The organism is Ruegeria sp. BH8, from assembly GCF_056538065.1.
The window spans coordinates 630,499-645,053 of the sequence record NZ_JBQFSP010000001.1 but is presented as its reverse complement, the minus strand read 5'-3'; the positions used below and the strand labels follow the sequence as shown (position 1 = coordinate 645,053).

Sequence of the window (14,555 nt, the reverse complement as noted above, 5' to 3'; positions counted from 1 at the left end):
AAGCGGGATAGTCACCCGCGCAATCTGTCCCGGTGGCGGGCCAGCCAATAAGCCAGAGACACCAATTGTAGATCCTTGAAAACATGGCGATCCGTCATGTCTATGAATTCGTCGAACGGCAGGATTTGACTGCGGATGTCTTCACCTTCTGTGTCCAGGCCACCGGTGATTGTGGTGTGCGTCAACTCACCCAGACCAACATAAAGATACATGAACCCGGTGGAAGATCCGCTCGAGGTGTAGGCACCGCCAGCATATTCCAGCCTGTCAAAACGAATACCCGCCTCCTCCATCGCCTCTCGATGCGCGGCCTGTTCGGGTGTCTCACCCGGATCAATCATCCCGGCCACCGCTTCCCAAAGCCAGGGTTCCGGATCGTTGTTCAGGAAAACCGGTGGTCTGAACTGTTCCACGATCAAAACGGTATCGCGGACCGGATCATAGGGCAGAACGCCGACCGCACTACCCTGCAACAAGCTTCCACGGCGCAGTACCGGCCCCATGCTGCCGTCATGCCGCCGATGTTGCAGATCGATTTCCTCCATCCCGAAATAATCAAGATACACCCGGTCATGGCGATGCACGATCACGTCTTTTGCAATGTCCCGCGGATCACCGGTTCTCCGCTGCCCGGCCATGATCTTTGACCAGGCACGCGTTTGAGTGGCGCGAATACTGCGGGCCAAGATCCGGGGATCAACCTTCCCGAAATAGGCCATCTCTTCCTCAGCGGCGAGCGTTGTAAGTTCGCCCAATCTGTCCGCCCAGTCCTGAAGCGACCACAAATCACCCGGTCTCCAGGCATCGGGGGCAGGAAAAAAGACCTGCGCTTCGGCCTCGGTCCCGTCTTCCAATTCGACCTTCAACGGCTTCAGATCATAGTCGAATGACCCTTCGTAATAATCAAGCCTGGCCAGATCCACAGACGACAATTCCTGCACCAGTACACCTTCGGCACTGGCACCTTCCATTTCCAGGATCATTGGGAAATCCTGCCCCTGAACAGAATGGACAGCATGGCCTCGAAGTTGGGCGGGCCGCGCTTTGGTTTTGCTCAGAGGATGACCAAGAACGCGTTCCAACAACGGCAAGTGTCGCAGCGTTCCATAAAAAAACAAATCAGACAAAGTCGATCTCTCTTGTCGGGAAACGGATCAGCGCCATGATCGGGCGGCCTGTTCTGTGGCCAGTCCCGATACAACAGCCCCAATTAGGAATGCAATCAGGATTTCCGGGTAAATCAACAGCTTACCGTACTCAATCCCGATCTTGAAAATGGCCAGAATGGCCTCAAATGGGCCACCGTAACGATTGCGCATGGCAAGCCGGAACATTTCGTAACAGCCCTGCACGAACAACGCCCAGAAAATCAGCGAGGCGACACCAGTCAGACCGTTATTGATCCCAGCAGTCCAGCCGCGCCCTGCACGCTTGCCCATGATTCCCCACCCGCATACCGCGCCAAGGCCCATGTTAACCAGGGTAAAGTACCCGTAATCCTTACCTTCTTCACCGTTTTCGATAATCATGCCAGAGACAATGAATGCCAGCACGATGAGACAAACGGCGGCTACAAGACGCGAGGCAGTGGGCATGTTACGGTCCGTCAGTTAACTTGCTTTGATACGGTGATCTGTGTCACATCGCAATTGCGCGTGTCAAAGGCTGCGCCACAGGCAGTCAAATAATAATTCCACATGCGGCGAAAACGCTCATCAAAGCCGAGGTCTGCGATCTGTTCCCATTTTGCATTGAACGTTTCATACCACCGCCGCAGCGTCAGGTCGTAACTTTTGCCGAATTCTTTCGACTTCACCACATTCAGACCGGCCTGATTGATCTGCTGCCGCAGGATCGAAGGTGACGGAAGCATTCCACCCGGAAAGATGTATTTCTGAATGAAATCAACACCGTTCTTGTAATAATCCCAGCGGTGGTCACCTACCGTAATGATTTGCAAGGTCGCTTGCGCCCCCGGCTTCAGCCGTTCACGAACGGTTTCAAAATAAACCGGCCAGTATTTTTGACCGACCGCCTCGAACATCTCGATAGAGGCGATGCCATCATATTGCCCACGCTCGTCGCGATAGTCTTGCAACTTGAACTTCACTTGACCAGAAAGCCCAGCTTTTTCAATACGTTCATTGGCAAACTTGAACTGCTCCTCACTTATCGTAAGGCCGGTTACATGCAAACCCCGCTCTTTCGCGGCATATTCGGCAAAACCGCCCCAGCCGCATCCGATTTCCAGTATGTGGTCGCCGGGTTTGGCCCCCATTTCATCGACAAGGCTGGCGTATTTCGCAGTTTGCGCCTTCTCAAGACTTTCTTGCCCGGTTTCAAAGATAGCGCTGGAATAAGTCATAGTGTCATCCAGCCACAAACCGTAGAAGTCATTGCCCAGATCATAGTGGTACGAGATATTCTTTTTCGCCTGGGTCCGGTTATTGCGATGAAGCCAGAACCGCAGCCGTTCATAGGCCTGAACAAGGAACTTCCCAGTAAACCCGTCATAGACGGTCTCGGACCCCAGATGGACAAGATCCATAAATGAGCGCAGATCAGGCGTGCTCCAGCCCCCCTCAAGATACGCATCAGAAAACCCCAGCTCGCCTTCGCGGATCAGACGGGCAAAAACATCTCCGTCGTGGATATCGATCTGAGCAACAGGCCCTGCCTTGGGTCCCTCTGCGCGAAAGATGCGACCATCTGGCAATGTTATGTCTAGTCGCCCCGACTCCATTCTGGTCAGCATCTTGAAGACCTGGGCGAAATACCTGGGCAGATCCGACTGCCCCTCTGTCGTCGTCAGCACCATCCGCTCTCCCCTCTGCGGCACAGGTCTCAGGCTAGGCCGCGATTTTGTTTCTGGCAAGTTTTCAGTTCCTTAGTGAGATTTTCGGCTTTCATACGCACGCAAGGCGCGGTTTCGTCCATCCGCCAGTTTCACGACAGGCTCGGGATAATCCGCCTGCGGACACAGGTTCCATGACCGGGGAACCGCAGCGAAATAGGAAAGTGCAACGTCACTGGGTTTCGTCTGGCCTTCGGCGATCCAGCGCCGCAGGTAAGACCCCTGCGGATCAAACTTTTCGGCCTGCGTTTCAGGATTGAATATACGAAAGAAGGGCGACGCGTCGGGGCCTGAACCCGCAACCCACTGCCAGCCCATGGCGTTACAGGCCGGGTCCCAGTCAATCAGGCAATCCTCGAACCAACTCATCCCGATTTTCCAGTGTGTCATCAGATGTTTGGTCAGGTAACTGGCCACTATCATCCGGGCCCGGTTATGCATACGGCCCGTCACATACATCTGCCGCAGGCCCGCATCGACCACAGGAATTCCGGTTCGGGCCTGTCTCCAGACGGCAACTTCAGGGTGGTGCGGATCGATATTCCAAGGGAAATCATCCCATTCCGCTTTCCAGTTATCGGTCAGCAGATGCGGTGAGTAATACATCAGGTGATAGGCAAACTCACGCCAGACCAACTGCCGCAGAAATGCCTCAGCGCCGGGGGTTCCCGTCATCGCAGCCTGTTGAACCCTGTGCCAGACAGTACGTGGCCCGATCTCGCCCAATGAAAGGTATTCTGACAGGTTTGATGTTCCGTCCAGATCCAACCGGTCACGATCAATGGAGTAGCCGGGTAACTTGTCGAGCAAGTGCTCAAGGTGGTCGCGGGCGGCCTGCTCGCCGGGTTGAACATGGGGGCGCACGATTGCAACACCTCGGTTCATGCCCGCACCCATCTGCCAGGTGCTCAGATTATCACTGGAAGGCCAGGTTGCAGGCGCTGCCAAGCGTGACACCAATGCATCCGGCGTTGGCACGTCCCGCCGCTGAACCGCGCGCCACATAGGAGTGTAGACACGAAACGGCTGGCCCTGCTTTGTTGCGACCGTCCAGGGCTCAAAAAGCAAATGACCAGGAAAGGACTTTGCGCTTACACCCAGTTCGGTCAGCGCCGTTTTGATCTGTGTATCGCGTCTGATCGACGCTGGATCATAGGCCCGCGACCAATAGACAGCCTTTGCGCCCGTCTCTTTGACAAGTGTCCGCAATTGCTCAAGCGCATCGCCACGCCGCAGGATCAGACGGCTACCAAGCCTCGTCAGAGCGTCGCAAAAGACCTCCAGACCCAACCCCAACCGCCATTTTGGGGCCGCGCCAAGGTGTTGCACAAGAAGGTCATGAACAAAGACTGGTATGATCGGACGGCCGCTTGCAACAGCAGCAGTCAATGCCGGATGGTCCGACAGGCGCAGATCCCGTCGGTACCATAAGATGATCGGAGACCGCTCGTTTTCCATATCCACCCTGAGGTTTTCTTCGTTCTACGAAGCCCCAAGCTGAGTGGATCACAAAACGTGTTCAAGCGCCTCCAAAAGCTGATCAATCTCCTGCTGCGAGGTATAATGTGTAAAGCTGACCCGCAAAACGCCCTGTGCCAGATCCACGCCCATCGCTTGCAATGGGCGCACAGCATAAAAGTCGCCTCCCCCCGCCATAACACCGTATTGCGCCAGTTCTGCTGCAACTGACTCAGCGGGACGGTTCAGCGACAGCGCTACCGTCGGCGCACGCCGGGTGGCATCTGAAGTGCCGATCAGACGTACCGCGTTGCGGTCCTTTACCGCATCCAGAACCGGTTGAAGTAAGGACACCTCATGCGCGCGCATCAGGTCATGGGCAAAGGCACCCTGCTCTGCTGCACCGGCGTCAGGCCCACCGTGATGCGTGCACAGGAGCTCGACGTAATCGGCCATACCTGCACTTGCCGCAATCTGAGCATGATCCGGGCCTGCCGGGGTAAAGCGCTTGTAAAGAACGTCGGCGTTGAAGTAGTGCGCTTGGTTGGGCAGCAACTCTCCCAGTGTTCGGCGAATGACCATGCAGCCTTGATGCGGGCCAAAAGTTTTATAGGCTGAAAACAGATAGATATCCGGCCCCAAATCGCCAACATTCGGAAACCCATGCGGGGCGTAAGATACGCCGTCCACGCAGACAAATGCACCAGCCGCGTGGGCAATCGCAGTGATCTCGGTGACCGGGTTAATCTCTCCAACGACATTGGAACAATGCGGGAAACAGACCAGACGCACTTTTTCGTCCAGCATATTTTCCAGATCCTGCGGGTTCAGTGATCCGGTTTCAGGATCGATCTGCCACTCCCGCACTTCAATCCCTGCCTCGGCCAGACGACGCCATGGGCCCGAATTTGCCTCGTGATCCTGATTGGTCACGACAATCGCCTCGCCGGGTTTCATCCATTGCCTGAACGCCTGTGCCAAAACATAGGTATTCAGTGTCGTCGAAGGGCCAAAGCTCAGCTCATCGGTTTCAACACCCAGGATGGCGGCCATGCGCACGCGTGCCTCATCCATCTCGGCACCTGCAAGACGGCTGGCCTCATAAGGGGCGTAGGGCTGAACCTTTCGCTGCGTATAGAACCGCGTCAACCGGTCGATCACCGGCTTGCAGGTATATGACCCGCCCGCATTCTCAAAAAACGCCTGTCCTTTCAGGCTGGGTTCGGAAAAAGCCGGAAACTGTGCCCGAACGAAATTGATATCCAGAGAGCTCATGCCTCATTGCTCCTTAGTTGTGCTGTCATATCAACAAGATGCCCGCTCATGTTTCCGGACATCTCAGAAATCATGGCAGGTCTTCCAGCCCAGCCTGTGCTTGCGCCAAGAGCTGACGAAACACCGGGCAGCCCTTCACTTCGGAAGGACAACGCTACTTAGACAGCACCATCCGCGACCGTCAAGCTGAAGCAAAAGAAAAAGCCCGGCGGGGTTGCCGGGGCTGAATTTCTAACACTCTGGGGCAGGTCTCGTTCGGGCCTCAACCCTGAACTTTGGTATATGTCCCCTCGCCTGCAAGAATACCACGGAAACCTCCGGGCTCATCCAGACCAAAGACGATCAGAGGCAGGTTGTTGTCACGCGCCAGCGCGATGGCTGACGCATCCATGACCCGCAACCGCTTGGCTAGAACGTCGTCATAGGTGACCGTGTCATAACGCACCGCGTCGGCATGTTGTTTGGGATCCTTGTCGTAGACGCCGTCGACACCGTTCTTGCCCATGAAAATCGCCTCACACGCCATTTCATTGGCGCGCAAGGTCGCCGCGGTGTCGGTGGTGAAATACGGGTTGCCGGTGCCGGCCGCAAAGATGCAAACCCTTTTCTTTTCAAGGTGTCGTACGGCGCGGCGGCGGATATACGGCTCGCACACTTCATCCATGCGAATGGCCGAAATGACCCTGGTGAACACCCCAATCTCTTCCAGGGCAGATTGCATACCCAGTGCGTTCATCACCGTGGCCAACATCCCCATATAGTCTGCTGTCGTCCGCTCCATACCCTGAGCAGATCCACTCAGGCCCCGGAAAATGTTTCCGCCACCGATAACCATGCAGATCTCAACGCCCAGATCGTGAACCGATTTCACCTCTTGCGCGATGCGTTGAACTGTCGGCGGGTGCAGGCCAAAGCCCTGATCCCCCATCAATGCCTCTCCTGAAATTTTCAACATGACACGTTTGTATGTGGTTTTCGGGGTTTCGGCAGTTTCAGAAGACGGGGAAAGGCTCATGTTGCGCTCCGGGCTGGCACGGGGTTAATTTCCGGCGCAAAATGAAGCAAAAGCTCCGCAGGTTCAATGCGGTTGGTGAGGATTGAGGCAACCGCATATGACCCGGCGATCAACAGACGCGATATTTCAGCAATTACCCCCTATTCCCGACGACAAACCTGTCCTGATTGCAGGGCCGACGGCATCCGGGAAATCAGCACTGGCGCTGGAGATCGCCGAACGGCATGGCGGGGTCGTCGTCAATGCAGACGCAAGTCAGGTCTATGACTGCTGGCGAGTGATCTCGGCCCGACCATCTGTCGAAGAAGAAACACGCGTGCCGCATCTGCTCTATGGTCACATCGCCTATGATCAGGATTATTCAGCCGGTCACTGGCTGCGAGAAGTGGTGCCACTGCTGACCGGGAGCCAGCGGCCAATCATTGTCGGCGGGACAGGATTGTATTTCTCGGCCCTGACCCAAGGCATGGCCGAGATCCCCGCAACTCCGGTGCAGGTGCGGGCCGAAGCAGACTTGCTGACCATTGCCGAGCTTGTCGCCGGGGTTGACGAACAGACTTTGGCCGGCCTGGATACGCAGAACCGCGCGCGCGTGCAGCGCGCTTGGGAAGTGCAGCGAGCCACGGGGCGCAGCCTGTTATCTTGGCAGGCCGATACGCCACCGCCAATTTTACGGCTGAATGATGCGGTTCCTATCGTTTTTGACGTCGACAAAGCGTGGCTTCTGGATCGGATTGAACGCCGTTTTGATCAGATGCTGGAGCTGGGCGCGATCGACGAAGTACGCGCCATGCGGGATCGTTTCGACCCCGCTCTTCCCGCCTGTAAAGCCATTGGTGTGCCAGAGCTTATGGCCTATCTGGATGGAATGATGACGTTGGATCAGGCCCGTGAACGGGCCACGATCTCGACCCGGCAATTTGCCAAACGTCAACGCACATGGTTCCGGGCCAGAATGAAAACATGGAATCACGTCGATTTCTCAAAGTGATATCTGGTGTTGTTCATTCCGCTGGATTTGATAGCGAAAGCAATTTGATCAACAGATAAAGAAGAAGTTTCTCGTCTTTTATCAGTAATTTGACATCGAAATTCCGCAAGAGGCTCCCCCTGCGGTGTGTCATATAGGTATATCCCTATCGAAATATCAACAATGCGGTAACGTCGTTTTTGTGCATTTTATGTCGATTCCGAACGTTGACGTTGAGTGATTTCTGGTGCCGAATGGCGGCATGGGGATGCACAGAGTCCAAAAACCGGAATCCTTCTTTCTTTCGACCGGACAAGCCCGCGTCGCTTAGAACAAGAACAAATCAACAAAATCAATGTCACAGGGAGACATTTATGACCAATACGGCAATCACCAACGACAAGGTGCACTGGGCGGCCGAGATGCACGCGCAGGAATACCGTGACGGCAAGCTTAGCCGCCGGGAATTTCTGGTCCGCGCGACGGCGCTGGGTGTCGCGGTACCGACGGCCTATGGTTTGATCGGTCTGCAATCGCCTGCGGCGGCACAAGAGCCGCAGCGCGGTGGTACCATCCGCTACCAGATGGAAGTGCGCGCGCTCAAAGATCCGCGAACCTATGACTGGACGCAAATTGCCACTTTCACAGCAGGCTGGCTGGAGTACCTCGTTGAATACAACAACGACGGCTCGTTCAAGCCAATGCTGCTGGAAAGCTGGGAAGCCAACGCCGACGCCACTGAATACACATTGAACGTTCGCAAGGGCGTAAAGTGGAACAACGGCGACGATTTCACAGCCGAAGACGTGGCCCGCAACATTGCAGGATGGTGTGACGCGGGTCTGGAAGGCAACTCGATGGCATCGCGTATGGCGTCGCTTATTGACGAAAGCACTCAGCAAGCTGCGGACGGTGCAATCACTGTGGTTGACTCCCATACTGTCAAACTGAAGTGCAACGCGCCTGACATCACGATCATCCCGGGTATGGCGGACTATCCCGCCGCAATCGTTCATAGCAGCTTCGATGCGAACGACATGCTTTCAAACCCCGTCGGCACGGGCTTCATGCTGCCTGACAGCCACGAAGTTGGTGTCAAAGGCGTGCTGGTGCGCAACGAAGATTTCGACTGGTGGGGATATGAGGCTGGCAAAGGCGGCTATATCGACCGCATCGAGTTCATTGACTACGGCACTGACCCGGCTGCATTCCTTGCGGCTTATGAGGCCGAAGAGATCGACATGAACTGGGAATCTGTTGGCGAATTCGTCGACATCTTTGATGGCATTGGGCTTGTGCGCTCGGAAATCCCGTCAGGCTTCACCATCGTTATCCGCCCGAACCAGTTGGCCGAAGACGAAAACGGCAACAAGATCTACGGCGACAAGCGCGTTCGTCAGGCTTTGGCCATGGCGGTCGACAACGAGGTGTGTCTGGAGCTGGGCATGTCGGGCTACGGCATTCCAGCAGACAACTGCCATGTCGGGCCGATGCACCCTGAACATGACTCGGCCGTGACTCGTATCCCGTATGATCCCGCCGGGGCGAAAGCCCTGATGGACGAAGCGGGTATGGGTGATTTTGAGCACGAAGTGCAATCAATCGATGATGACTGGCGCCGTAACACTACGGCAGCGGTTGTAGCGCAGCTGAACGACGCGGGCATCAAGGCCAAGCATACAGTTCTGCCGGGATCGACCTTCTGGAACGACTGGACGAAATACGCCTTCTCGTCGACGAACTGGAACCACCGCCCATTGGGCACTCAGGTTCTGGCACTGGCCTATAAATCAGGAGTCGCATGGAACGAATCCGGTTTCGCCAATGCAGAGTTTGATGCGTTGCTGGCCGAGGCGAACTCGATCGCAGATGTCGACAAACGTCGTGAAGTGATGGCCAAACTGCAGGGGATCATGATCGACGAAGGTGTCACGATCCAGCCTTATTGGCGGACAGCGATGCGCCATCACCGCGACAATTTGGTGGGTGTCGAAAAGCATATCGCAGACCTGCCGCAGCTTTATAAGTTCGGCTTTACGTCCTGAGCCAAAACGCAAAAGGCCGCGCCACCCTGGCGCGGCCTCTTCGTCCTGAACGCGACGAACAAATAATAACAGCTAAGCGTGGTGTTCCTTGAAACCCGCGCTAGCCGACCCACAGGGGCAAATATGGGACTTTTCATTCTAAGGCGCGTTGGCATCATGCTGTTGACGGCATTGTGTTTGACTTTCCTGGTTTTCTTCTTAACCAACCTCTATCCGAACCTCGAGAAGCTGGCGAAAACGCAGGGCAACTTTCGGATGTCGGATGAACAGGTTGAGAGCTACCTGAGCAAAAATGGTTACCTCCAATCCACTCCGATAAAATACGGCGAATGGCTAGGTGTCCTGCCCTCTTATCGGTACACGAATGAAGACGGAACCGTTCAGGGAAGATGCATTCTGCCGGGCAAAACCGCCGAAGAATCTCCGAATTTTTGCGGAATCCTGCAAGGGTATTGGGGCTATTCGACTGTCTTCAAAGAAGAGGTTTCGACCGTTGTTGGCAACAGATTGGCTCTGACTGGCCGTCTGATGCTCTGGGTCATGCTGCTGATGGTTCCGTCTGCGTTGATCCTTGGTGTTTTGGCAGGAATGAAAGAAGGATCTGCCACCGACAGGACGCTGTCGACCTTCGCCATCACAACGACGGCGACACCGGAATACGTCTCGGGCGTGATCTTTATCGCCATCTTCACCTCTTCTGCAGTTGGACTGAAGTGGTTCAAGGGTACGGCCACGCAAGCGATGGAGAACCCGACCTTTGAAAACTTCTTCCTGCCGGTCCTGACCATTGCGCTTTATGGGATGGGCTATATTGCACGGATGACCCGCGCCTCGATGACCGAAGTGATGACGGCGCAATATATCCGCACCGCGCGCCTGAAGGGTGTTTCGTTCCCGAATATCGTCATGAAGCATGCGTTGCGTAACGCGCTGATCGCACCGTTCACCGTCATCATGCTGCAGTTCCCCTGGCTGCTGAATGGTGTAGTGATCGTCGAGACCCTGTTCAACTACAAGGGCTTCGGCTGGGCGCTGGTTCAGGCCGCGGGCAATAACGACATTCAGCTGTTGCTGGCGATTTCGGTCGTGTCGGTCTTTGTGGTGCTGGTGACCCAGCTGATTTCGGATATCGGCTATGTCTACCTCAACCCGCGCATCCGCATTTCTTAAGGAGGGTTAGATCATGGAACCACTTACCTGGACCGGCTCTATCGCCTTCCTGAACCCGCTTTTTGCCCTTGGCCTTGCGCTAATGCTCTTGTCAATTGCCGTCTGGATGCTGGCCAGCATCGTGCTGCCCGAAGACCAGATGACGGTGAACCCGGACGGTACGTTAAGCTCAAGCTCGGGCCTGCGAACACTGATACAACTTGCACTGCGCTACAGTTTCTTGGCCAGTGTCGGAATCGCACTCGCCTATATCGTACTGGGCGTACTAATGGGCACCAGCGCCGGGATTATTGGCGCCATGTCCCAGCAGTTTTTGCCCGTCTGGGTGTCGTTGATCATCCTTTATGCCATGTCGATCGCTTTCAAACGCAAGCTTGGCCTCTACGGCAAACTGTTTGACAGTCCCATCGGCATGATTGGCTTTGGCCTTGTGATGTTCTGGGTTTTCACCGGGGTATTCGGCGCGATGGATTTGATCGTCACGCATGACCCGCTGTCGCAGGTTTCGGGCATGAAGAACAAAGTGCCAGGTACGCCACTGTCCAATCTGGAGGACGGTCAATACGCCTGGTATCTGCTGGGTGGCGACAATCTGGCCCGCGATGTGTTCAGCCGCATGGTCAAAGGGGCATGGATTGTTGTTCAGATCGCCCCGCTTGCCACGATGTTTGCCTTCATGGTTGGCATCACGCTGGGTCTGCCGGCAGGCTATTATGGTGGTCGGCTGGATACTTTGCTGTCGTTCCTTGCGAACCTGATCCTGGCCTTCCCGGTGATCCTGCTGTTCTATCTGCTGGTCACGCCCGAGATCGTTGCGACCGGTGTACCGAACTATATGGCGGCCGTCTTGTTCGTATTCCCGATCATATTCCTCGGCGTGCTGCTGAACTCACGCTACTATACCAGACCAAACTTCCGAACACCGCTGCTGATCGGAGTTTTGGGAGTAGCGGGTTGGTTCTACCTGTCTCTGATTTCGACCGGCGGCTACATCATCAATACCGACGCCTATCGTATCTGGGGTCTGCCGACCTATCTGGATCTGTTCGATATCCCAGGTGGTATTCTGGTGGTCTTCGTCTCGGTGGTCTTTGTGAATTCGCCCACCGTGTTCCGCATCGTGCGCGGATTGGCGCTGGACATCAAAACCCGTGACTACGTAGCGGCAGCACAAACCCGTGGCGAGGGTCCGTGGTACATCATGCTGTGGGAAATCCTACCCAACGCGCGTGGCCCGCTGATCGTCGATTTCTGTTTGCGCATTGGCTATACCACCATTCTTCTGGGAACCTTAGGTTTCTTTGGTCTGGGTCTGCCGCCCGAAAGCCCGGACTGGGGGTCGACGATCAACGAGGGGCGCAAGCTTTTGTCGATCTACCTGCACCCTGCTCTGCCACCCGCGCTGGCCTTGTTGACGCTGGTTCTGGGTCTGAACCTGCTGGCCGACGGGTTGCGCGAAGAAAGCCTGAAAGACTGATGTGAAAGCGCGCCGGGGGGCCAGCCCCCCCGGACCCCCCGAGATATTTTTAGCCAGATGAAGAGGATCCCCTCGATCTGGCGAGGAGATACAAGATGAGCAAGATGGCGGATTATGACGGCCCGATCCTTGAGATCGACAAGCTGTCGATTTCCTTCTTTACCCGCCTGCGGGAAATTCCGGCCGTGATGGATTTCTCTGTCAGTGTGCAACCCGGTGAAGCTGTTGGTCTGGTCGGTGAATCCGGTTGCGGCAAATCCACGGTGGCGCTGGGTGTCATGCAGGACCTTGGCAAAAACGGTCGCATCGTTGGTGGTACGATCAAGTTCAAGGGTCGTGATCTGGCGGAAATGAGTTCAGACGAATTGCGCGACATACGCGGCAATGAGATCGCGATGATCTATCAGGAGCCGATGGCCTCACTGAACCCGGCAATGAAGATCGGTAAGCAGCTGATGGAAGTGCCCATGATTCACGAGGGCGTCAGCGCGGAAGAAGCGTATTCGCGCGCGCTGGAAGTTGTCACCGATGTGCGCTTGCCGGACCCCGAGCGAATGCTCAACTCGTTCCCGCACCAGCTGTCAGGCGGTCAACAGCAGCGCATCGTGATCGCGATGGCCTTGATGTCGAAACCGGCGCTGCTGATCCTTGACGAACCAACAACGGCACTTGACGTGACGGTTGAGGCTGCCGTGGTCGAGCTGGTGAAGGATCTGGGCAAGAAATACGGCACCTCGATGCTGTTCATTTCGCACAACCTCGGGCTGGTTCTGGAAACCTGTGACCGGCTTTGCGTGATGTATTCGGGTGAGGCGGTCGAGCGCGGCTCGATCAAGGATGTGTTTGACGAGATGCAGCATCCTTACACGCAGGCCCTGTTCCGGTCGATCCCGCTGCCGGGGGCCGACAAGAATTCGCGTCCGCTGGTGGCTATACCGGGGAACTTTCCCCTACCCCATGAGCGGCCCCCTGGTTGTAACTTCGGTCCGCGCTGCGACTATTTCGAAGAAGGTCGCTGTGACGCCAAGGACATCCTGATGGAGGCGGTGCCCGGAAATGACCGGCACCATACCCGTTGCCTTAAATTCAAAGAGATTGACTGGAACGCACCAATCACGGTGGGTGAACAGAAAGAGAAAGGTGAGATCGGCAGGGTCGTTCTGAAGATGGACAACCTCAAGAAATACTATGAGGTTGCAGCAAATGCCCTGTTCGGCGGTGGCGAAAAGAAGGTTGTGAAGGCAAACGAAACGCTCAGTTTCGAGGCGCATGAATCCGAGACATTGGCCATTGTGGGCGAATCCGGTTGCGGCAAGTCCACCTTTGCCAAAGTTCTCATGGGTCTTGAGACGGCCACGGACGGGCAGATTCTTCTGGACAACCGCAATATCGAACAGGTGCCCATAGAAGAGCGCGACGCAAAGACCGTTGGTGAAGTTCAGATGGTGTTTCAGAACCCGTTCGACACGCTGAACCCGTCGATGACCGTTGGGCGCCAGATCATCCGGGCATTGGAAATCTTCGGTGTTGGCAATTCCGAGGCCGAGCGCAAGAAGCGGATGCTGGAGCTGCTGGATCTGGTAAAACTGCCGCGCGCCTTTGCCGACAGAATGCCGCGTCAGCTGTCGGGTGGCCAGAAGCAGCGCGTAGGTATCGCGCGCGCCTTTGCCGGCGATGCGCGCATTGTGGTAGCCGACGAGCCCGTATCGGCACTGGACGTTTCGGTGCAAGCTGCGGTGACCGACCTGCTGATGGAAATTCAGCGCGAGCACAAAACCACGTTGCTGTTCATCAGCCATGACCTTTCCATCGTGCGATACCTCAGCGACCGAGTGATGGTGATGTATCTGGGCCACGTGGTCGAGCTGGGCACAACTGATCAGGTTTTTGCCCCCCCCTACCACCCTTATACCGAAGCGCTTCTGAGTGCTGTTCCCATCGCCGATACATCGGTCGAAAAGCAGCACATCGTACTGGAAGGTGATATTCCTTCAGCCATGAACCCGCCACCGGGATGCCCGTTCCAGACACGGTGTCGCTGGAAATCCGAAGTGCCTGACGGCCGCTGCGAGTCACATGTGCCACCGGTGCAGACATTGGCCGAGGGTCATCAGGTGAAGTGCCACTTGTCCGAAGAGGTGCTGGCACGGATGCAACCCGTGATCAAAGTCGCGGCCGAGTAGGTTTGCGGATCTTCACTGGAAAGGGCCGGTCGTTGACCGGCCCTTTCTGTGAGCGCCGCGTTTCACGAGGAAACTGGCGGCGCCTGTGAGTGGTGGTTCCCTGTAAGA

At 55.9% G+C, this 14,555-nt stretch carries 11 protein-coding genes; 5 read left to right on the top strand and 6 right to left on the bottom strand.

The genetic code is table 11. From position 1 onward, the window contains the following. Nucleotides 1-11 precede the first annotated feature (11 nt). The 6 genes from ACR0AD_RS03135 to pyrH form a co-directional block, all read right to left on the bottom strand. Entirely contained in the window at nt 12-1,118 is a 1,107-nt protein-coding gene (locus tag ACR0AD_RS03135; protein ID WP_480556355.1) for an NUDIX domain-containing protein, read from the bottom strand. Nucleotides 1,119-1,154: 36 nt separating this feature from the next. Next, complete coding sequence (locus ACR0AD_RS03130; RefSeq protein WP_480485825.1) at nt 1,155-1,595, bottom strand: TrgA family protein; 441 nt, start codon at nt 1,593-1,595, stop codon at nt 1,155-1,157. A gap of 11 nt (nt 1,596-1,606) precedes the next feature. Beyond that, nucleotides 1,607-2,818: a class I SAM-dependent methyltransferase gene (locus ACR0AD_RS03125; protein WP_480485827.1), complete on the bottom strand. Its 1,212-nt coding sequence runs from the start codon at nt 2,816-2,818 to the stop codon at nt 1,607-1,609. Between the two features lie 69 nt (nt 2,819-2,887). Then, on the bottom strand, nt 2,888-4,312 hold the full coding sequence (locus ACR0AD_RS03120) for a cryptochrome/photolyase family protein (RefSeq protein ID WP_480485829.1): 1,425 nt from the start codon (nt 4,310-4,312) through the stop codon (nt 2,888-2,890). A gap of 48 nt (nt 4,313-4,360) precedes the next feature. Next, nucleotides 4,361-5,587, bottom strand: a complete 1,227-nt coding sequence (locus ACR0AD_RS03115) for an aminotransferase class V-fold PLP-dependent enzyme (RefSeq protein WP_480485831.1) — start codon at nt 5,585-5,587, stop codon at nt 4,361-4,363. 262 nt (nt 5,588-5,849) lie between these two features. Next, nucleotides 5,850-6,602 (bottom strand): UMP kinase, encoded by a 753-nt coding sequence (gene pyrH / locus ACR0AD_RS03110; RefSeq protein ID WP_209504110.1) that lies wholly within the window; start codon nt 6,600-6,602, stop codon nt 5,850-5,852. A gap of 97 nt (nt 6,603-6,699) precedes the next feature. Between pyrH and miaA the strand changes: the two genes are divergently transcribed. From miaA to ACR0AD_RS03085, 5 genes are all read left to right on the top strand, one after another. Further along, nucleotides 6,700-7,593 carry a tRNA (adenosine(37)-N6)-dimethylallyltransferase MiaA gene (miaA, locus tag ACR0AD_RS03105; RefSeq protein ID WP_480485833.1) on the top strand — a complete coding sequence of 298 codons (894 nt, stop codon included), beginning with the start codon at nt 6,700-6,702 and terminating at the stop codon, nt 7,591-7,593. 353 nt (nt 7,594-7,946) lie between these two features. Next, a complete protein-coding gene (locus tag ACR0AD_RS03100) occupies nt 7,947-9,617 on the top strand; it encodes an ABC transporter substrate-binding protein (protein ID WP_480485835.1) in 1,671 nt (556 codons plus the stop codon). Nucleotides 9,618-9,740: 123 nt separating this feature from the next. Further along, a complete protein-coding gene (locus tag ACR0AD_RS03095; RefSeq protein ID WP_209504113.1) occupies nt 9,741-10,787 on the top strand; it encodes an ABC transporter permease in 1,047 nt (348 codons plus the stop codon). A gap of 13 nt (nt 10,788-10,800) precedes the next feature. Next, nucleotides 10,801-12,264 carry an ABC transporter permease gene (locus ACR0AD_RS03090; RefSeq protein WP_480481219.1) on the top strand — a complete coding sequence of 488 codons (1,464 nt, stop codon included), beginning with the start codon at nt 10,801-10,803 and terminating at the stop codon, nt 12,262-12,264. Between the two features lie 95 nt (nt 12,265-12,359). Beyond that, entirely contained in the window at nt 12,360-14,447 is a 2,088-nt protein-coding gene (locus ACR0AD_RS03085; protein WP_267363907.1) for an ABC transporter ATP-binding protein, read from the top strand. Nucleotides 14,448-14,555 lie beyond the last annotated feature (108 nt).